We start from the raw sequence: 18,352 nt of genomic DNA, 5'->3' as shown, positions 1-18,352 counted from the left end.
GGCAGGACCCATGGCAAACGTGCAAAGCGGAAAAATGATCGTCGGTCTGGATATCGGCACTTCCAAGGTGGTAGCGCTGGTAGGTGAGGTCGCGGACGACGGCACGCTGGTCATCGTCGGGATCGGTACTCATCCGTCCCGTGGCTTGAAAAAAGGCGTGGTGGTGAACATCGAGTCCACCGTGCAATCGATCCAGCGCGCCATCGAAGAAGCGCAGCTGATGGCCGGTTGCCGGATCCACTCGGCGTTCGTTGGTGTGGCGGGCAATCACATCCGCAGCCTGAACTCCCACGGCATCGTGGCGATTCGTGATCGCGAAGTCAGCTCCGCCGACCTCGAGCGCGTGCTCGACGCGGCCCAGGCCGTGGCGATCCCGGCCGACCAACGTGTGCTGCACACCCTGCCGCAGGATTACGTGATTGATAACCAGGAAGGCGTGCGTGAGCCTTTGGGCATGTCCGGCGTGCGTCTGGAAGCCAAGGTCCACGTGGTCACCTGTGCGGTGAACGCCGCTCAGAACATCGAAAAATGCGTGCGCCGCTGTGGCCTGGAAATCGACGACATCATCCTCGAACAACTGGCCTCGGCCTATTCGGTGCTGACCGACGACGAGAAAGAGCTGGGCGTGTGCCTGGTGGACATCGGCGGCGGCACCACCGACATCGCGATCTTCACCGAAGGCGCCATCCGCCATACGGCGGTGATCCCGATTGCCGGTGACCAGGTGACCAACGACATCGCCATGGCGTTGCGTACCCCGACCCAGTACGCCGAGGAAATCAAGATTCGCTACGCCTGTGCCCTGGCCAAACTGGCCGGTGCCGGTGAAACCATCAAGGTGCCAAGCGTCGGCGACCGTCCTCCGCGCGAGCTGTCCCGCCAGGCTTTGGCCGAAGTGGTCGAGCCGCGTTATGACGAGCTGTTCACGCTGATCCAGGCCGAGCTGCGTCGCAGCGGCTACGAAGACCTGATCCCGGCCGGCATCGTGCTGACCGGCGGTACTTCGAAGATGGAAGGCGCGGTCGAACTGGCCGAAGAAATTTTCCACATGCCGGTGCGCCTGGGCGTGCCTCATGGCGTCAAGGGCCTGGATGACGTGGTCCGCAACCCGATTTATTCCACTGGCGTGGGCCTGTTGATGTACGGCCTGCAGAAGCAGTCCGACGGGATCTCGTTCTCAGGGATAGGCAGCCGCGACAGCTACAGCACCGACGAGCCGAAGGCGCCGCTTTTCGAGCGGCTCCAGGCTTGGGTCAAGGGTAATTTTTAGCAGCAAGTTTCAAGCTTCAAGCGGCAAGCTCAGGCTTGGCGCCGGAAGACGCAACAAACGCAGTAGGCGAAAAAACTAGAGAATGAAAGGAGAGGGAAAATGTTCGAACTCGTAGACAACATCCCCGCTAGCCCGGTTATTAAAGTAATCGGTGTCGGCGGTGGCGGCGGCAACGCTGTCAACCACATGGTCAAGAGCAACATCGAAGGCGTCGAATTCATCTGCGCCAACACCGATGCTCAAGCGCTGAAAAACATTGGCGCGCGGACCATTCTTCAACTGGGTACTGGTGTGACCAAGGGTCTGGGTGCCGGCGCGAATCCCGAGGTTGGCCGTCAGGCTGCCCTGGAAGACCGCGAGCGCATTGCTGAAGTCCTGGCCGGCACCAACATGGTGTTCATCACCACTGGCATGGGCGGCGGTACCGGTACCGGTGCTGCGCCGATCATTGCCGAAGTGGCCAAGGAAATGGGCATCCTCACCGTTGCGGTGGTGACCCGTCCGTTCCCGTTCGAAGGCCGCAAGCGCATGCAGATCGCCGATGAAGGCATCCGCGCGCTGAGCGAAAGCGTCGACTCGTTGATCACCATCCCCAACGAGAAGCTGCTGACCATCCTTGGTAAAGACGCCAGCCTCTTGTCGGCTTTCGCCAAGGCCGATGACGTACTGGCCGGTGCCGTTCGCGGTATCTCTGACATCATCAAGCGTCCTGGCATGATCAACGTCGACTTTGCCGACGTACGCACCGTGATGTCCGAAATGGGCATGGCGATGATGGGCACTGGCTGCGCCAGCGGTCCGAACCGTGCTCGCGAAGCCACCGAAGCGGCCATCCGCAACCCGTTGCTCGAAGACGTCAACCTGCAGGGCGCTCGCGGCATCCTGGTGAACATCACCGCCGGTCCCGACCTGTCCCTGGGCGAGTACTCCGACGTGGGTAGCATCATCGAAGCGTTCGCTTCCGACCACGCTATGGTCAAGGTCGGCACCGTGATCGATCCGGACATGCGTGACGAGCTGCACGTGACCGTGGTTGCCACCGGTCTGGGCGCGAAAATCGAGAAGCCGATGAAGGTGATCGATAACACCGTTCAAACCACCATGGCATCGCAGCCACAGCAGCAAGCCTCCGCTCGTCAGGAACAGCCTGCGGTGAACTACCGTGACCTGGACCGTCCGACCGTCATGCGCAACCAGGCTCAGGCCGGTGCTGCGACTGCCGCGAAGATGAATCCGCAAGACGATCTGGATTACCTGGACATCCCGGCATTCCTGCGTCGTCAGGCCGATTGATGAAATGTATCAGGGGGATACGGGTGATTGGTGTTCAGCAAAGGTCTGGTCTGCTATCATCGCCAGCCTTTGTTGATACCAGTTCGCAATTTGCGCTGAAGCGGCCCATGCCATGATTAAACAACGCACCCTGAAGAATATTATCCGTGCCACAGGTGTAGGCTTGCACTCCGGCGAGAAGGTCTACCTGACCCTCAAGCCCGCGCCTATCGATACCGGCATTGTGTTTTGTCGTGCCGACCTCGACCCTGTGGTGCAGATTCCTGCTCGCGCGGAAAACGTTGGTGAAACCACTATGTCGACCACACTGGTCAACGGTGACACCAAAGTGGACACGGTGGAGCATTTGCTCTCGGCCATGGCTGGCCTGGGCATCGATAACGCCTACGTCGAGCTCTCCGCGTCCGAAGTCCCGATCATGGATGGCAGTGCCGGACCCTTCGTATTCCTGATTCAATCGGCTGGCCTGGAAGAGCAGGACGCGGCCAAGAAGTTCATCCGCATCCTGCGGGAAGTGACAGTGGAAGATGGCGACAAGCGCGCCACTTTCGTCCCTTTCGAAGGTTTCAAGGTGAGCTTCGAGATCGATTTCGATCACCCGGTTTTCCGTGACCGTACCCAGAGTGCAAGCGTGGATTTTTCCAGCACTTCGTTCGTTAAAGAAGTCAGCCGCGCCCGTACCTTTGGTTTCATGAGTGACATCGAGTACCTGCGCAAGCACAACCTCGCACTCGGCGGCAGTGTTGAAAACGCGATCGTGGTCGATTCCGATGGTGTATTGAACGAAGACGGCCTTCGTTATGAAGACGAATTCGTCAAGCACAAAATCCTCGATGCAATCGGCGACCTCTACCTGCTGGGCAATAGCCTGATTGGTGAGTTCAGGGGCTTCAAGTCCGGCCACGCACTGAACAACCAGCTGCTGCGCAAGTTGATTGAGCAGAAAGATGCTTGGGAAGTCGTGACGTTCGAAGACGCCAGTACCGCACCAATCTCTTACATGCGCCCTGTTGCGGCGGTGTAAGCAAAAAACCTCTCTAGTTTTTTAAGGGCTGCCTTCGGGTGGCCTTTTTTTATGGCTGCTTCTTGGGAAGTTGGTAGCCACAGGGTTTTTTGGGGCTGGGTTGGGGGACATATCCGTTACCGCAGCAACGGATATACACACCTATACCCTAAGTCGGTCAGCACTGAAGATTCACAGTCTTAAGTGAGCAGCATCAGCCACAGGGGCGGGGAACGTTACATCGCGCAAACCACGCGATTGCGCCCACTGGCCTTGGCCTGGTACAGCGCCTTGTCGGCGGCGAACATGAGTTGTTCGAGTTCGCTATAGGGCCCGTGGGCCCAAGTGGCTATGCCAATACTGACAGTCATGGGTGCATCACCGGGGATGGCGGGCGGCAATTGTTCCACTGCCTCGCGAATATTTTGGGCCATGGTGAATGCTCCGGCGGTGGTGGTCTCTGGCAGCACTACCGAGAACTCCTCACCTCCGTAGCGTGCCGCCAGGTCGGCGGGGCGACGGACATGCCGGCTGATCAACTGCGCCAAGGTTTGCAGGGCCTCGTCACCGCGTTGATGGCCAAGGCGGTCATTGAACGCCTTGAAGTGATCGGCATCGATCATCATGAGTGACAGCGGTTGGCCCGAACGCTGGGCGCGCAGCCATTCCTGTTGCAGCGTTTCGTCCAGGGTTCGTCGGTTGGCCAGGCCCGTCAGCGAGTCAATGGATGCCCGTTGGGCCAGTTCCCGCTCAGCGGCGTGTCGGCGCCTCAGTTCGCTGCGCAGCAGCCAGGTGAGCCAGAGCAAGCCGATGCACAGTGCGCCCGTAGCGCCGCTGACCAGCAGCGCAGTGCGCTGCCACGAAGCAAAAACTTCCTGGGCGGAGAGCGCCACCACGACGATCAACGGCAAGTCGCCCACCTGGGAGAAGGTGTATAGGCGAAGCTTTTGATCCATGCTGGACACGCTGGTGAAACTGCCGTTGCCTTCGCGCAGAATGCGAATGAAGTTTGGCCGGTTACTGAAATCCTTGCCGGTCAGGTCTTCGGCCAGGGGCGGCTCCTGTGCCAACAGAATACCGTCGCTGCTGACCAGGTTGACCGTACCGCCATGGCCGATGTTCAGGCTTTTGAACAGTTGGTTGAAGTAGTTCAAGCGCATCGCTGCTTCAGCTACACCCAAGAATTCGCCCCGTTCGTCGCTTATCCGATAGCTGAAACTAATGCGCCAGTCCTGTGCGACGCTCCTGGATCGGAACGGGCGGCTGATCATCATGCTCAGGCTTGGGTCCTGGACATGGGACTGGAAATATTCACGATCGGCATAATTGCCTTTGCGCGGCTCGATCGAGGCGGAGTCAGCAATCACATCGCCACGGGTGTCGAGCAGCAGTATGTCGCCTTTATAGGGCGCGGCGGTGGCGCGGTCGAACAGGGCCAGATGGCGGATTGGCGGTGAAATATCCTTCAGATCGTCGCGTTTTGCAGCGGCGATCAGGCCTTGCAGCGACAGATCGTAGAGTTCGACGTTGCGCAGTACGTCGGCATCAATCAACTGCACGATATTGGTGGCTGCACGTGTCGCTGCCCGTTGGGCACTGGCGTGTTCACGGATCAGCAGGAAGGTCACGATACTCAGGATGGCAATGACAACCAGCGAGCTGGCAAGTACAAGTACCCGTTCCGAACGTATCGAAGGCGGGGTGTTGCCGGGTGTCGCACTGCTCGCGCTCATGGTTCCGATGTCTGCGTTGTTATGTGGCTGGGATCCGTCCCATAGACGCTGGGCACTGAGAACGAGGCTGCTCGTACCGGTCGCGTATGTTTAATTCCGGACAAGAAAAGATCAGTCCAGATGGTCAGTCTTCATTCCAGTTTAGGAACAATTGGCCAAACGCTCATGGGCGCGGAGCAGGCTCGCTTTCACGGAATTTGTGTCGTGCCCGATCCAAATGCTGGCTTTTTGCTGGATTGTGCTTGGGACACTGAAATTGGGCAATCCACATTGCGGCTTATTTCAAGCCGGCAAGCGGATTCCGAACGTATTCACGCCCCGGTCGCTGCGTACGAACACGTCTCCGCCGTGCATCAGCGCAATCGCCTTGACGATGGCCAGCCCCAACCCGTGATTGGCGCCGCTGTTGCTGCGGGAGGCATCGACCCGATAAAAGCGTTCGAACAGGCGTGGCAGGTGTTCGCCGGCGATGGGCTCACCGGGGTTGGTGACGCCGAGGGTGATCTGGTCGCCAAGGGCTTCGATGCGCACCTCGATCACCTGCCCTGGCGCGGTGTGTTGCACGGCGTTGCTCAGCAGGTTGATCAGCGCCCGGCGCAGGTGGGCGATCTCTATGTTGGCCTGGGCGTCGCCGCTGACCCGGACCTGGACCTGGGCGTCTTCCAGGATGAAGTCCAGGTAGTCGAGGGTGGTTGCCACTTCGGCGGCCAGTGAGGTGCTGGTCAGTTTGGTGGCCTTGCTGCCCTGGTCTGCGCTGGCCAGAAACAGCATGTCGTTGATGATCGAGCGCAACCGCTCCAGCTCTTCGAGGTTCGATTGCAGCACTTCGAAATAATGTTCGGCCGAACGCCCACGGGTCAGCGCCACCTGGGTCTGGCCAATCAGGTTGGTCAGTGGCGAGCGCAGCTCATGGGCGACATCGGCGTTGAACGACTCCAGTCTTGAGTACGCCTGTTCGACCCGGTCGAGGGTGGCGTTGAAGGAACTGACGAATTGACTGAGCTCCGGCGGTAACGGTGACAGCTGCAAGCGCCCGGACAGCCGGGGAGGGGTCAGGCGCCGGGCTTCATCGGACAGTTTGATCAATGGCTTGAGGCCGATGTGCGCGACCCAGTAGCCCAGCAATGAAGCCAGCAGCACACCGACAATCGCCAGGCTCACCAGCGCCACCAGCAGACGATGCTGGGTCTGATAGAAGGTCTGGGTATCGATGCCGATCATGAAGCGTAGCGGCGGGCGTTGGTCCTTGGCCGGGAACTGGCTTACCAGCACTTTCATCGGGTAGTGCCGATGGGGCAAGGTCAGGTCGCGTTTACCCAGCGGCCCTTCGGCAAAGGCGCGGATCTGCGGATCGGGATTGCCATATTCAAAATTCGGATCGCCGCTGACAATCCAGAAGTGGATGCGTTTGTCTTCTTCGCCCAGCAATCGCAATTTGTTGTTGATCTTCACCCAATGCTCGGGCGTGCCGTAACGGCCCACCGTGGATTCGAGCACACTGTAGCGTGCATCGAGTTCGGCCTCTGGCAGCAGGCCCAGGCCTTCTGCGACCTGCTGATACAAGGCACCACCGATCAACAGGAACACCAGCGCCGCCACCAGCGTGAACATGCTGCTCAGGCGCAAGGCGATGCTGTTACTCATGGCGGCTCTCGAGCACATACCCCATCCCACGAATCGTGTGCAGCAGCTTTTGTTCGAACGGCCCGTCAAGCTTGGCCCGCAGGCGTTTGATCGCGACTTCCACCACGTTGGCGTCGCTGTCGAAGTTGATGTCCCAGACCATTTCGGCGATGGCGGTTTTCGAGAGGATTTCGCCCTGGCGACGGGCCAGGACGCTGAGCAGTGAGAACTCCTTGGCCGTCAGGTCCAGGCGTTGGCCGGCGCGGGTGGCCTTGCGGCTGATCAGGTCGATCCACAGGTCGGCGATGCTCACTTGCACCGGTTCATGGCCGCCGCTGCGGCGGGTCAGGGCTTGCAGGCGGGCCACCAGTTCGAGGAATGAGAATGGCTTGCCCAGGTAATCGTCGGCGCCGTCGCGCAGGCCCTTGATGCGGTCTTCGACCCGCTCACGGGCGGTGAGCATGATCACCGGTGTCTGCTTGCGGGCCCGCAAGGCCCGCAGCACGCCGAAGCCGTCCAGGCCCGGCAGCATCACGTCGAGCACGATCACCGCGTAATCGCTTTCCAGGGCCAGGTGCAGCCCCTCGACGCCGTCTGGCGCCACATCCACGGTGTAACCCTGTTCGGTCAGGCCGCGATGCAGGTAGTCCGCGGTTTTTTCTTCGTCTTCGATGATCAGAACGCGCATGGCCCCGCCTCAGTGGTCTGTGCTTGCTGTGCTCGCCAGCGCCGTCGTCGGCGCTGGCCGAGGCCGATGGAACAGTCGCTCGAGCCACAAGTATATGACCGGTGTGGTGAACAGCGTCAGCGCCTGGCTCACCAGCAGGCCGCCGACCACCGCAATGCCTAACGGCTGGCGCAACTCCGCGCCGGGGCCATAGCCGAGCATCAGCGGCAGGGCACCGAGCAGGGCGGCCAGGGTGGTCATCATGATCGGACGGAATCGGGTCAGGCACGCCTGGAAAATCGCTTCCTGCGGCGCCAGTCCACCCTTGCGCTGGGCGTCGAGGGCGAAGTCGATCATCAGGATGCCGTTCTTCTTGACGATCCCGATCAGCAGTACCAGCCCGATCAACGCCATGATCGAAAAGTCCTGGCCCAACAGCCAGAGCATGATCAGCGCGCCAAGGCCGGCCGAGGGCAGGGTGGAAATGATGGTCAACGGATGCACGAAGCTCTCGTAGAGCACGCCGAGGATGATGTACACGGCCACCAGCGCGGCGAGGATCAGCCATGGCTGGCTGGCCAGTGAACTCTGGAACGCCTGGGCTGCGCCCTGGAAGTTACCGGTGATGGCGGTCGGCATGCCGATCTCGTTCTTTGTCTGGTCGAGCATGCGCACCGCATCCCCCAGTGCCACGCCGGGCGCCAGGTTGAACGACAGGTTGGCGGCCGGGAACATGCCGTCGTGGGCAATGGACAACGGGCCGTTGCTTGGGGCGTCGAAGCGGGCGAGGGCCGAGAGCGGCACCATCTCCCCGCTCAGTGGCGAGCGCAGGTAGAAATACGCCAGGCTCTCGGCCTTGCCGCGTTGTTGCGTGTCGAGTTCCAGAATCACGTTGTACTGGTTGGTCTCGGTCTGGAATTCGTTGATCTGCCGCTGGCCGAAGGCGTCGTACAAGGCTTGGTCCACATCACTGGCGGTAAGGCCAAAACGCCCCGCCGCGCTGCGGTCGATGTTGATGTGGGTGATGCTGCCGCCCAGTTGCAGGTCGTTGGAGATGTCGCGGAATGCCGGGTTGGTGCGCAGTTTGTCGGTGAGTTTTTGCGTCCAGATGTTGAGGGTCGGCCCGTCGTTGCTCTTGAGCACGTACTGGTACTGGGCGCGGCTGGGGCCGGAGCTGAGGTTGATGTCCTGTCCGGCCCTCAAGTACAGCATCACTCCGGGGATTTTCAGCAGTTTGGGGCGAATACGGTCGATGAAGCCGCTGGCCGACACATCACGCTCGCCTCGGGGTTTGAGGGCGATCCAGAAGCGGCCGTTGGCGATGGTCTGGTTGCTGCCCGAGACGCCGACGAAGTGGGCGAAGGTCTGTACCGCCGGGTCGGCGGCGACGATTTCGGCCAGGGCCTTGTGTTTGGCCACCATGTCCGGGAATGACACGTCGGCGGCGGCTTCGCTGGTGCCCAGCACCAGGCCGGTGTCCTGTACCGGGAAGAACCCCTTGGGGATGAACACGTAGCCCACCACTGCCAGCGCCAGGGTCAGGCCGAACACGCCGATCATCAGCTTCTGATGGGCCAGGGCCCGACGCAGGCCCCGTTCATACCAGCCCAGCAGGCGTTCGCCGAAACCTGGCTGGCTGTGGGCATGATGTACCGGGGCACGCATGAACAACGCGGCCAGGGTCGGCGCCAGGGTCAGGGACACCACCACCGAAATCAGGATGGTCGAGGTGGCGGTCAGGGCAAATTCCTTGAACAGACGCCCAACCACGCCGCCCATGAACAGCAACGGAATAAACGCCGCCACCAGCGAGAAGCTGATGGAGACCACGGTAAAACCGATTTCGCCGGCGCCCTTGATCGCCGCCTCACGCATGCTGTCACCGGCCTCCAGGTGCCGGTGGATGTTTTCCACCACCACAATCGCATCGTCCACCACGAACCCCACCGAGATGACGATGGCCACCAGGGTCAGGTTGTTCAGGCTAAAGCCCATCACGTACATCAGCGCACAACTGGCGGTCAGCGACACCCCCAGCACTGCCGAGACAATCAGCGTCGCCGAGAGCTGGCGCAGGAACAGCGCCATCACCGCCACCACCAGCAGCACCGCGATCAGCAAGGTGATTTCCACCTCATGCAGCGAGGCGCGGATGGTCTGGGTGCGGTCGATCAGCACTTTGACCTGTACCGAGGCGGGCAGCATGGCTTGCAGGGTGGGCAAGGCTGCCTGGATACGGTCAACGGTTTCGACGATGTTCGCCCCCGGTTGACGGAAGATCACCAGGTTGACCCCCGGCTCGTCGTCGGACCAGGCCTGGACGTAGGCGTTTTCCGAACCGTTGACGACTTTGGCGACGTCTTTGAGATGAACCGGTGCCCCGTCCTTGTAGGACACGATCAGCTCACGGTAATCCTCAGGCCGGAACAGTTGGTCGTTGGTGGACAGGGTGGAAATACTCGACTCGCCGTACAGTGCACCTTTGGCCAGATTGAGGCTGGCGTCCTGAAGCGTCCCGCGAAGGTCAGCCAGGGTCAGTCCGATGGCGGCGAGCCGGTCAGCCGAGGCCTGGACCCGGATCGCCGGCCGCTGCTGGCCGGTAATGTTGACCTGGCCTACGCCGTCGATCTGGCTGATCTGACGGGACAACAGGGTTTCAACGTAGTCGCTCAGTTCGGTACCCGGCATCAGCGTGGAGCTGATGCTGAGGATCAGCACCGGGCTGTCGGCCGGGTTGACCTTGCGCCAGGTGGGCAGGTTCGGCATGTCATCGGGTAGTTTGCCGGAGGCGGTGTTGATAGCCGCCTGTACTTCCTGGGCGGCGGTGTCGATGCTTTTGTCGAGGCTGAACTGCAGGGTCAGGTTGGTCGAGCCCAAGGCGCTGCTGGAGGTCATTTGGGTGACGCCGGGGATGGCGCTGAATTGCACCTCCAGCGGGGTCGCCACCGACGAAGCCATGGTCTCGGGGCTGGCGCCGGGAAGTTGGGCGTTGACCTGGATCGTCGGGAACTCCGCCTCCGGCAACGGCGCGATGGGAAGGCGAGGAAAGGCGATCACCCCCAGCAGCACCAAGGCAAACGTCAACAGTATCGTGGCGATGGGATGGTCGATGCACCACGCCGAAACCGAGCCGTGGCCCTTCATGGCTGTGGTTCCGTGGTCTTGGCCATGGCCGGTGGATCACTGAGCACCTGGACGGTAGCCCCCGGCTTGAGCCGTGACTGGCCGTCGCTCACCAGTTGATCACCGGCGTTCACACCCTTGATGATGTGCATGTCGCTGTCCTGATAAACCATTTCCACTGGCACGCTTTCTACCTTGTCGCCCTTGACCCGGTACACGAAGTGTTGCTCCAGCCCGCGCTGGACCACGGTCGGCGGAACCACCAGCGCGTCCTTGTCGATGGCAGTCTGGATTTTCAGCGTCACCAACTGCCCTGGCCACAGCCGTTGCGCGGCATTGCTGAATTCAGCCTTGGCCCGCAGGGTTCCGGTGTTGGTGTTGATCTGGTTGTCGATGAGGCTCAACCGCCCCTCGCCGAGCAATTGCCCCGTGGTGCCATCGGTGCCGATGTAGGCCTTGACCAAGGCTTGCTCGGGTGCGGCGATCAACCGTTGCAAGGTAGGCAGCATTTGCTGGGGCAGGGAAAATTCCACCGCGATCGGGTCGATCTGGGTCACGGTGAACAGGCCATCGGTGTCGCTGGTTCGCAGTAAATTGCCTTCATCCACATTGCGTATGCCGACGCGACCGGTCACCGGAGAGCGGATCTGGGTGTAGGACAACTGCACTTGGGACGAGTCGATAGACGCCTGATTGCCCTCGGCTGTTGCCTTGAGTTCATTGACCTGTGCCTGTTGCTGGTCATAGGTCTGCTTCGACACGCCGTCGTCGACACTCAGCAATTTGTAGCGCTTGAGATCGACCTGGGCCCCCGCCAGTTTTGCCCGGCTCTCGCCGAGACTGGCGCGGGCCTCGTCGAGACTGGCGCGGATCGAACGGTCGTCGATGGTCGCCAGCAGGTCGCCCTTTTTGACCCGTTGCCCTTCCTTGACCAGCAGCTTGGTGAGAATGCCGTCGACTTGCGTGCGAATCACCACGCTGTGCAGTGACAGCACCGTGCCGATGCCGCTGGCAAAGCGCGGCACATCCTTTTGCACCACGCTGACGACTCGTACCGGAACGGCGGCGGGGGCACTGGATTTGGCGGTGACAGGCTTCATGACATACCAGAGGGCAAGGGCCGCCAGGGTGACCAGGAGCGCGACGAGCAGGACGGTTTTTTTCTGGATGTGCATGGATGTGGAAAGCCGGTTCAGGACAGAGGGATTTCTAGCTTTCTTATATAGCGTTGCGAGGCGGTCAGGAAGGTGACGCCTAACTGACAGGCTTGTCAGTTTTGTCCCGATTTACGGTCAGACGAGCGGTGACGCTCAGCGAATCTGCCCCGTGCACCCCGGCATCGGGCAGGTATACTGCCGCCTTTCGCGGCTCGCTCACCGGGCCCGACGTGCAAGCATTACCCGGAGCTTTACATGACTTCCCCGACACCTTCGCCCGTGGACGAACGCCCGAACGGCGAACAGGCCGACCTGCCCGACAGCGATGTTTCCAGCGACGAGAACATCAACGCGGCGATCCCGGCCTTCAAATTCCCGTTCAAACCCGGTGAATTGGCCACGGCCAAAGGTGCCGGGCAACAGCCGTGGTACAAGAACGGCGCGAAGAACGGTCATACCAAGACCCCGGGTGCAGCGCCTCCCGGCACGCGTCGTTCGATGGGCAAGCGCTGAAAATCATTTTTGGAGCACGGGACGACTTCAGCTCGCGGCCCGTGCGCCCGTCAGACTGCCACTCAATTCATAAGCCGTCAGCTCGGCCTGGTGCGCCGCCAGGATTTCCGGCAACGAGCCTCGCAGGTACTCGACCCAGGTCTTGATCTTGGCATCCAGGTATTGGCGCGACGGGTAGATGGCATAGAGGTTCAGCTCTTGGGAACGGTAGTTGGGCATGACCCGTACCAGCGTGCCGTTGCGCAGGCCTTCAATGGCGGCGTATACCGGTAATACACCCACCCCCATGCCGCTGGTGATTGCGGTTTTCATGGCATCGGCGGAATTCACCAGAAATGGTGAGTGGCTGACGGTGACCATTTCCTGGCCTTCCGGGCCGTCAAATACCCACTTCTCCAGCGGAATCACCGGGCTGACCAGGCGCAGGCAGGCGTGGTTGAGCAGGTCGCTGGGTTTTTGCGGGCAGCCGCTGGCTTTCACGTAGGCAGGTGACGCGCAGACGATGCTGTAGGTGATCCCCAGGCGTTGGGAGACGAAACCCGAATCCGGCAATTCGCTGGCCAGCACGATGGAGACATCGTAACCCTCGTCCAGGATGTCCGGCACACGGTTGGCCAAGGTCAGGTCGAAGGTGACGTCCGGATGGGTCTTGCGATAACGCGCGATGGCGTCGATCACGAAATGCTGGCCGATGCCGGTCATGGTATGGACCTTCAACTGCCCGGCAGGGCGTGCATGGGCGTCACTGGCCTCGGCTTCGGCCTCTTCGACGTAAGCCAGGATCTGCTCGCAGCGCAGCAGATAGCGTTTGCCGGCTTCGGTCAGGGCAATGCGGCGGGTGGTGCGGTTGAGCAGGCGGGTTTGCAGATGGGCTTCCAGGTTGGAAACCGCACGCGAAACGTTGGCTGTCGTAGTGTCCAGTTGCACGGCGGCGGCGGTGAAACTGCCAGCTTCGGCAACACAGCTGAACGCGCGCATGTTTTGCAAAGTGTCCATGGGGGGCTCTCTTGGGAGGTGGCAAATTGTGACACGAAGTTACGACGCTACGGGACCCCGACTAATGGATTATCGCGTTAACGGTAACAAAGATTCACAGAAAGCCCGGCTTATCGCCGTTCTGTGCGGTGCCTAGAATTGCCGCCAATGTGGCCCCAGTTTGCCCGGCTGTCTGGCGCAGAACCTGTGGGAGCGTCCACAGGATTCGTTTTTCTCTCCTAGGAATTTTGCGCAAGTGCCGCGTTGCATCAGCAGAGAGCTGAAGACTCTCAGTGTTTGGGTTTTAACGTTAACCATCAGCGGTTGCATCGGGACGGGAGGGATTGCGCCACAAGGCGAGGCATTGTCGGCCAATCAACTGGCCACCGATGAAGCGATCCGTGAAGCCGCTCGCGACGCCCACTGGCCCGCCCGCCAATGGTGGAGCGACTATGGCGACCCGCAGCTGGATCGCTGGATCGACCTGGCCGTGCAAGGCAGCCCGAGCCTGGCCATGGCCGCCGCCCGGGTGCGGCAGGCCAAGGCTATGGCCGGTGTTGCCGAGGCCGCCGAATCACTGCAGATCAACGGCCAGGCGACCCTCAAGCGCCACCACTGGCCCACCGATCAGTTTTACGGCCCCGGCGAGCTGGCCGACACCACCACCTGGGACAACAATGCCGCTTTGGGCTTGAGCTATGCCTTGGACTTGTGGGGGCGTGAGCGAAACGCCAGCGAGCAGGCGGTCGATCTGGCGCACGTCAGCGTGGCTGAAGCGCGACAGGCGCAACTGGAGTTGCAGAACAACATCGTGCGCGCCTACATACAGTTTTCGTTGCACTACGCCCAGCGCGACATCGTTGTGGCAACCCTCCAGCAACAAGAGCAGATTCTCGACCTGGCGCAAAAACGCCTGGATGGCGGCATCGGCACCCATTTCGAAGTCAGCCAGGCCCAGGCGCCGCTGCCCGAGACCCATCGTCAACTTGACGCCCTCGACGAAGCCATTGCCTTGAGCCGCAATCAGTTGGCGGCACTGGCGGGCAAGGGGCCAGGAGAGGGGGCGGGTTTGCAACGGCCAACGCTGACGCTTGGCGCACCCTTGAAATTGCCGTCGACGTTGCCCGCCGAACTGCTGGGCCAGCGTCCGGATGTGGTTGCCGGTCGCTGGCAAGTGGCGGCCCAGGCCCGGGGCATTGATGTGGCTCGGGCCGGTTTTTATCCCAACGTCGATCTGGTGGGCAGTCTGGGCTACATGGCCACTGGCGGCGGGGCGCTGTCGTTTTTGACCGGCAAAAAACTCACCTACAACGTTGGGCCGGCGATCTCGCTGCCGATTTTCGACGGTGGGCGCCTGCGCTCGCAGTTGGGGGAGGCGGCAGCCGGTTATGACATCGCCGTGGCGCGCTACAACCAGACACTGGTGAACGCTCTCAAGAGCATTTCCGATCAGTTGATCCGCCGCGAATCGATGGACAAGCAACAGGCGTTCGCCGCCGAGTCGGTGGCCGCCGCGCAGCGCACTTACGACATTGCGATGGTGGCGTTCCAGCGTGGGCTTACCGACTACCTCAATGTGCTCAACGCCCAAAGCCTGTTGTTCAAGCAGCAACAGGTGCAGCAGCAGATCGAGGCTGCACGCCTGAGCGCCCATGCCGACCTGGTGACGGCGTTGGGCGGTGGGTTGGAGGCCGGCAGCGACACCGCTGACTTGGGTCATACACCGTGACGATGACGTCTTTACTCGCCCCGGTACGCTGGCTGTACCGCCTCGAATGGCGCCGTGGTTTTTTCGATTGGGCCCGCAGCGATGGGGTGACCTGGGTCTATATCTTCAAAGTCCTGTTCGCCGCGTTCCTGACGTTGTGGCTGGCGATGCGCCTGGAACTGCCGCAACCGCGCACGGCCATGATCACTGTGTTCATCGTCATGCAGCCCCAGAGCGGCCAGGTGTTCGCCAAGAGTTTCTATCGCTTCCTCGGCACCCTGGCCGGCTCGGCGGTGATGGTGGCGCTCATCGCCTTATTCGCTCAGAACACCGAACTGTTTCTCGGTTGCCTGGCAATCTGGGTCGGCATCTGTTCGGCGGGAGCCGCGCGTAATCGCAACTTCCGGGCCTATGGTTTCGTGCTGGCCGGCTACACCGCGGCGATGATCGGCCTGCCGGCCCTGGCCCATCCGGAAGGGGCGTTCATGGCGGCAGTCTGGCGGGTGTTGGAAATTTCCCTGGGGATTGTTTGCGCCACCCTGGTCAGCGCCGCGATCCTGCCGCAAACCGCTAGCGCCGCCATGCGCAACGCCTTGTATCAGCGCTTTGGGGTGTTTGCCCTGTTCGTCACCGATGGTTTGCGTGGGCGCAGCAAACGGGAGGCGTTCGAGGCCGGCAACGTGCGTTTCATCGCCGAAGCGGTGGGCCTGGAAAGCCTGCGCAGCGTGACCGTGTTCGAAGACCCGCACATGCGTCGGCGCAACGGCCGGCTCAGTCGCTTGAACAGCGAGTTCATGGGCATCACCACGCGCTTCAACGCCTTGCACCAGTTGCTCGAGCGCTTGCGCAGCGGCGCGGCAGATCACGTGGTGAATGCCATCAAACCGGGCTTGCAAACGTTGGCCGAATTGCTCGACGGTTTCAGCGCACGGGCCCTGACCGATGCCGATGCGGCGCGTCTGGCGGCGGCGCTGGCTGGCTACAAGGCTGATTTGCCGGCACAGGTGCGGCGGCTGCGGGCGCTGTTCCAGGACACCCATCCGAGTGATGCGCAGCAGTTGGATTTCCACACCGCCTACGAGCTGCTTTATCGCTTCGTTGACGACCTGCACGGTTATGCCCTGACCCACGCGTCCCTGGCCGATCATCGCCACGAACGGGAGCGCTGGGACGAGCCATTCGTGCCACAGACCAATGGGTTGGCGGCCGCCGCTTCGGGGTTTCGCGCGGCCTTCATCCTGTTGGTGCTGGGCAGCTACTGGGTCGCCACGGCGTGGCCGAGCGGTGCGACCATGACGATGATCGCCGCCGCCACGGTGGGTTTGTCAGCCGCCACGCCGAACCCCAAGCGCATGGCGTTCCAGATGGCGTGCGGCACGCTGTTCGGGGCGTTGATCGGCTTCGTCGAGATGTTTTTCATCTTCCCGCTGATCGACGGTTTTCCTTTGCTCTGCGTGATGCTGGCGCCGGTGATTATGCTGGGCTCATTTCTGAGTTCGCGGCCGCAATACGCCGGAGTCGGGTTGGGGTTGTTGATCTTTTTCTGCACGGGCTCGGTGCCGGATAACCTCACGGTCTACAACCCTTACGCGTTCATCAACGATTACATTGCGATGATCCTCGGCATGCTGGTGTGCGCCGCCGCCGGGGCGATCATCCTGCCGCCCAACAGCCGCTGGTTATGGCGCCGGCTCGAACAGGATCTGCGCGAGCAAGTGGTGTTTGCCATCAGCGGCAGGCTCAAGGGTTTGGCATCAGGCTTCGAGAGTCGTACTCGTGACCTGCTGCATCAGGCCTATGGGCTGGCGGCGGGGCAGCCCCGGGTGCAACGGGATCTGCTGCGCTGGATGTTCGTGGTGCTGGAGGTCGGCCACGCGATTATCGAGTTGCGCAAGGAACAGGCGATCTTGCCGGTGCATCCGGCCTATGCCCAAAGCCAGCCGTGGCGCCAGGCGATCCGCGTGATGGGGCGGGCGCTGGTGCGGCTGTTCCGCCAGCCTGGCCAGAGCAATCTGGAACGCGCCCTGGTGGCGGTGGACCACGCGATCAGCCGCGTGCAAGCCACCGACGAACCCTTCGCCCCGCATTTCGACACTTCGGCCCTGCGTCGGGTGAAAAGCTATCTGCATTTCATCCGCACTTCGCTGCTGGACCCGCAATCGCCATTGGCGGCCTACGCCACACCGTTGTCCCAGGAACCCTGAACATGCCCCGTGAGATCGCCTTTCATGGCGTGTACATGCCCACCATGACTTTGATGTTTTTCATCGCCGCCGCCTTGGCCTGGGCCCTGGACCGTTTTCTGTCGGGGTTGGACCTGTACCGCTTCTTCTGGCACCCCGCGCTGCTGCGCCTGAGTCTGTTTACTTGCCTGTTCGGCGCGCTGGCGCTGACGGTTTACCGTTGAGATCGATGCGATGAAAAAGTTTTTCAGCCTGCTTGCAACACTGTTGGTGCTGGCCCTTGCGCTGTGGATCGGCCGTACGCTGTGGGTTCATTACATGAACACCCCCTGGACCCGCGATGGCCGGGTGCGGGCCGACATCATCAACGTCGCTGCCGATGTCAGCGGTGAGGTGGTGGAGGTGCCGGTGCGCGACAACCAGTTGGTGAAAAAGGGCGACCTGCTGATGCGCATCGACCCCGAGCATTACCGCATCGCGGTCAAACAGGCACGCTCCCTGGTGGCGTCGCGCAAGGCCACCTGGGAAATGCGCAAGGTCAACGCCCATCGACGCGCCGACCTGGACAGCCTGGTGATCTCGCGGGAAAACCGCGACGACGCCAGCAACATCGCCGACTCGGCCCTGGCTGATTACCAGCACGCCCAAGGGCAATTGGAGGCGGCCGAGCTAAACCTTTCGCGCACCGAAGTCCGCGCGGCGGTGGACGGCTACGTCACCAACCTCAACGTGCACCGTGGTGACTATGCGCGAATCGGCGAAGCGAAAATGGCCGTGGTGGACATGAATTCGTTCTGGGTCTATGGCTTCTTCGAAGAGACGAAATTGCCCAAGGTCCGGGTCGGCGATTCGGCACAGTTGCAACTGATGAGTGGTGAGGTGCTCAAGGGGCACGTGGAAAGCATCTCTCGCGGCATCTACGACCGCGACAACCCCGAAAGCCGTGAATTGATCGCCGACGTGAACCCGACCTTCAACTGGGTTCGCCTGGCCCAGCGGGTGCCGGTACGGATCCACATCGACGAAGTGCCGGACGACGTGCTGCTGGCGGCGGGGATGACTTGCACGGTAGTGGTCGAGCCCCAAGGCGAACGCTGAAGCCTC

The 18,352-nt window shown here is 61.5% G+C and carries 14 protein-coding genes; 8 read left to right on the top strand and 6 right to left on the bottom strand.

Features of this window, described 5'->3' with window-relative positions; translation table 11 throughout:
* Nucleotides 1-10 precede the first annotated feature (10 nt).
* The 3 genes from ftsA (at nucleotide 11) to lpxC (ending at nucleotide 3,587) form a co-directional block, all read left to right on the top strand.
* Entirely contained in the window at nucleotides 11-1,270 is a 1,260-nt protein-coding gene (gene ftsA / locus ACA047_RS24190) for a cell division protein FtsA (RefSeq protein ID WP_186638354.1), read from the top strand.
* A gap of 99 nt (nucleotides 1,271-1,369) precedes the next feature.
* A complete protein-coding gene (gene ftsZ / locus ACA047_RS24185) occupies nucleotides 1,370-2,563 on the top strand; it encodes a cell division protein FtsZ (protein ID WP_497353679.1) in 1,194 nt (397 codons plus the stop codon).
* Between the two features lie 112 nt (nucleotides 2,564-2,675).
* Entirely contained in the window at nucleotides 2,676-3,587 is a 912-nt protein-coding gene (gene lpxC / locus ACA047_RS24180) for a UDP-3-O-acyl-N-acetylglucosamine deacetylase (RefSeq protein ID WP_497353677.1), read from the top strand.
* Nucleotides 3,588-3,802: 215 nt separating this feature from the next.
* Here lpxC and ACA047_RS24175 read toward each other — a convergent pair whose 3' ends face one another.
* From ACA047_RS24175 to ACA047_RS24155, 5 genes are all read right to left on the bottom strand, one after another.
* Nucleotides 3,803-5,299, bottom strand: a complete 1,497-nt coding sequence (locus ACA047_RS24175; RefSeq protein WP_497353675.1) for a sensor domain-containing diguanylate cyclase — start codon at nucleotides 5,297-5,299, stop codon at nucleotides 3,803-3,805.
* A 282-nt stretch (nucleotides 5,300-5,581) separates the two neighbouring features.
* Complete coding sequence (locus ACA047_RS24170; RefSeq protein WP_497353673.1) at nucleotides 5,582-6,943, bottom strand: heavy metal sensor histidine kinase; 1,362 nt, start codon at nucleotides 6,941-6,943, stop codon at nucleotides 5,582-5,584.
* Nucleotides 6,936-7,610, bottom strand: a complete 675-nt coding sequence (locus tag ACA047_RS24165) for a heavy metal response regulator transcription factor (RefSeq protein ID WP_497353671.1) — start codon at nucleotides 7,608-7,610, stop codon at nucleotides 6,936-6,938. The genes ACA047_RS24170 and ACA047_RS24165 overlap by 8 nt, the downstream gene beginning before the upstream one ends.
* Nucleotides 7,611-7,619: 9 nt before the next feature.
* Entirely contained in the window at nucleotides 7,620-10,733 is a 3,114-nt protein-coding gene (locus tag ACA047_RS24160; protein WP_497353669.1) for a multidrug efflux RND transporter permease subunit, read from the bottom strand.
* Nucleotides 10,730-11,887, bottom strand: coding sequence for an efflux RND transporter periplasmic adaptor subunit (locus ACA047_RS24155; RefSeq protein WP_497353667.1), 1,158 nt, complete (start codon nucleotides 11,885-11,887; stop codon nucleotides 10,730-10,732). Before ACA047_RS24155 ends, ACA047_RS24160 begins: the two co-directional genes overlap by 4 nt.
* A 237-nt stretch (nucleotides 11,888-12,124) precedes the next feature.
* Between ACA047_RS24155 and ACA047_RS24150 the strand changes: the two genes are divergently transcribed.
* The gene (locus tag ACA047_RS24150) at nucleotides 12,125-12,382 is read left to right on the top strand and encodes a hypothetical protein (protein WP_497353665.1); all 258 of its coding nucleotides are present in this window, start codon (nucleotides 12,125-12,127) and stop codon (nucleotides 12,380-12,382) included.
* 27 nt (nucleotides 12,383-12,409) lie between these two features.
* On the opposite strand, the gene ACA047_RS24145 is transcribed toward ACA047_RS24150, so the two are convergent.
* Nucleotides 12,410-13,378: a LysR family transcriptional regulator gene (locus ACA047_RS24145; RefSeq protein ID WP_497353663.1), complete on the bottom strand. Its 969-nt coding sequence runs from the start codon at nucleotides 13,376-13,378 to the stop codon at nucleotides 12,410-12,412.
* 235 nt (nucleotides 13,379-13,613) lie between these two features.
* Between ACA047_RS24145 and ACA047_RS24140 the strand changes: the two genes are divergently transcribed.
* From ACA047_RS24140 to ACA047_RS24125, 4 genes are read left to right on the top strand one after another with little or no spacing between them, the layout of a single operon-like run.
* Nucleotides 13,614-15,086, top strand: a complete 1,473-nt coding sequence (locus tag ACA047_RS24140; protein WP_497353661.1) for an efflux transporter outer membrane subunit — start codon at nucleotides 13,614-13,616, stop codon at nucleotides 15,084-15,086.
* Between the two features lie 2 nt (nucleotides 15,087-15,088).
* A complete protein-coding gene (locus ACA047_RS24135; protein WP_497360522.1) occupies nucleotides 15,089-17,269 on the top strand; it encodes an FUSC family protein in 2,181 nt (726 codons plus the stop codon).
* Between the two features lie 2 nt (nucleotides 17,270-17,271).
* Nucleotides 17,272-17,472: a DUF1656 domain-containing protein gene (locus ACA047_RS24130; RefSeq protein WP_024617598.1), complete on the top strand. Its 201-nt coding sequence runs from the start codon at nucleotides 17,272-17,274 to the stop codon at nucleotides 17,470-17,472.
* Nucleotides 17,473-17,482: 10 nt separating this feature from the next.
* Nucleotides 17,483-18,346: an efflux RND transporter periplasmic adaptor subunit gene (locus tag ACA047_RS24125; protein WP_497353659.1), complete on the top strand. Its 864-nt coding sequence runs from the start codon at nucleotides 17,483-17,485 to the stop codon at nucleotides 18,344-18,346.
* The last annotated feature ends 6 nt before the right edge of the window (nucleotides 18,347-18,352 follow it).

It is taken from the genome of Pseudomonas sp. LBUM1664, assembly GCF_059695895.1.
The sequence above is the reverse complement of the archived record's forward strand: the minus strand, read 5'-3'. Positions and strand labels throughout refer to the sequence as shown.

Bases quoted from the DNA above. Each gene is read 5' to 3' on its own strand.
- ftsA (WP_186638354.1), top strand. From the start codon at position 11: ATGGCAAACGTGCAAAGCGGAAAAATGATCGTCGGTCTGGATATCGGC.
- ftsZ (WP_497353679.1), top strand. From the start codon at position 1,370: ATGTTCGAACTCGTAGACAACATCCCCGCTAGCCCGGTTATTAAAGTA.
- lpxC (WP_497353677.1), top strand. From the start codon at position 2,676: ATGATTAAACAACGCACCCTGAAGAATATTATCCGTGCCACAGGTGTA.
- ACA047_RS24175 (WP_497353675.1), bottom strand. From the start codon at position 5,299: ATGAGCGCGAGCAGTGCGACACCCGGCAACACCCCGCCTTCGATACGT.
- ACA047_RS24170 (WP_497353673.1), bottom strand. From the start codon at position 6,943: ATGAGTAACAGCATCGCCTTGCGCCTGAGCAGCATGTTCACGCTGGTG.
- ACA047_RS24165 (WP_497353671.1), bottom strand. From the start codon at position 7,610: ATGCGCGTTCTGATCATCGAAGACGAAGAAAAAACCGCGGACTACCTG.
- ACA047_RS24160 (WP_497353669.1), bottom strand. From the start codon at position 10,733: ATGAAGGGCCACGGCTCGGTTTCGGCGTGGTGCATCGACCATCCCATC.
- ACA047_RS24155 (WP_497353667.1), bottom strand. From the start codon at position 11,887: ATGCACATCCAGAAAAAAACCGTCCTGCTCGTCGCGCTCCTGGTCACC.
- ACA047_RS24150 (WP_497353665.1), top strand. From the start codon at position 12,125: ATGACTTCCCCGACACCTTCGCCCGTGGACGAACGCCCGAACGGCGAA.
- ACA047_RS24145 (WP_497353663.1), bottom strand. From the start codon at position 13,378: ATGGACACTTTGCAAAACATGCGCGCGTTCAGCTGTGTTGCCGAAGCT.
- ACA047_RS24135 (WP_497360522.1), top strand. From the start codon at position 15,089: ATGACGTCTTTACTCGCCCCGGTACGCTGGCTGTACCGCCTCGAATGG.
- ACA047_RS24130 (WP_024617598.1), top strand. From the start codon at position 17,272: ATGCCCCGTGAGATCGCCTTTCATGGCGTGTACATGCCCACCATGACT.
- ACA047_RS24125 (WP_497353659.1), top strand. From the start codon at position 17,483: ATGAAAAAGTTTTTCAGCCTGCTTGCAACACTGTTGGTGCTGGCCCTT.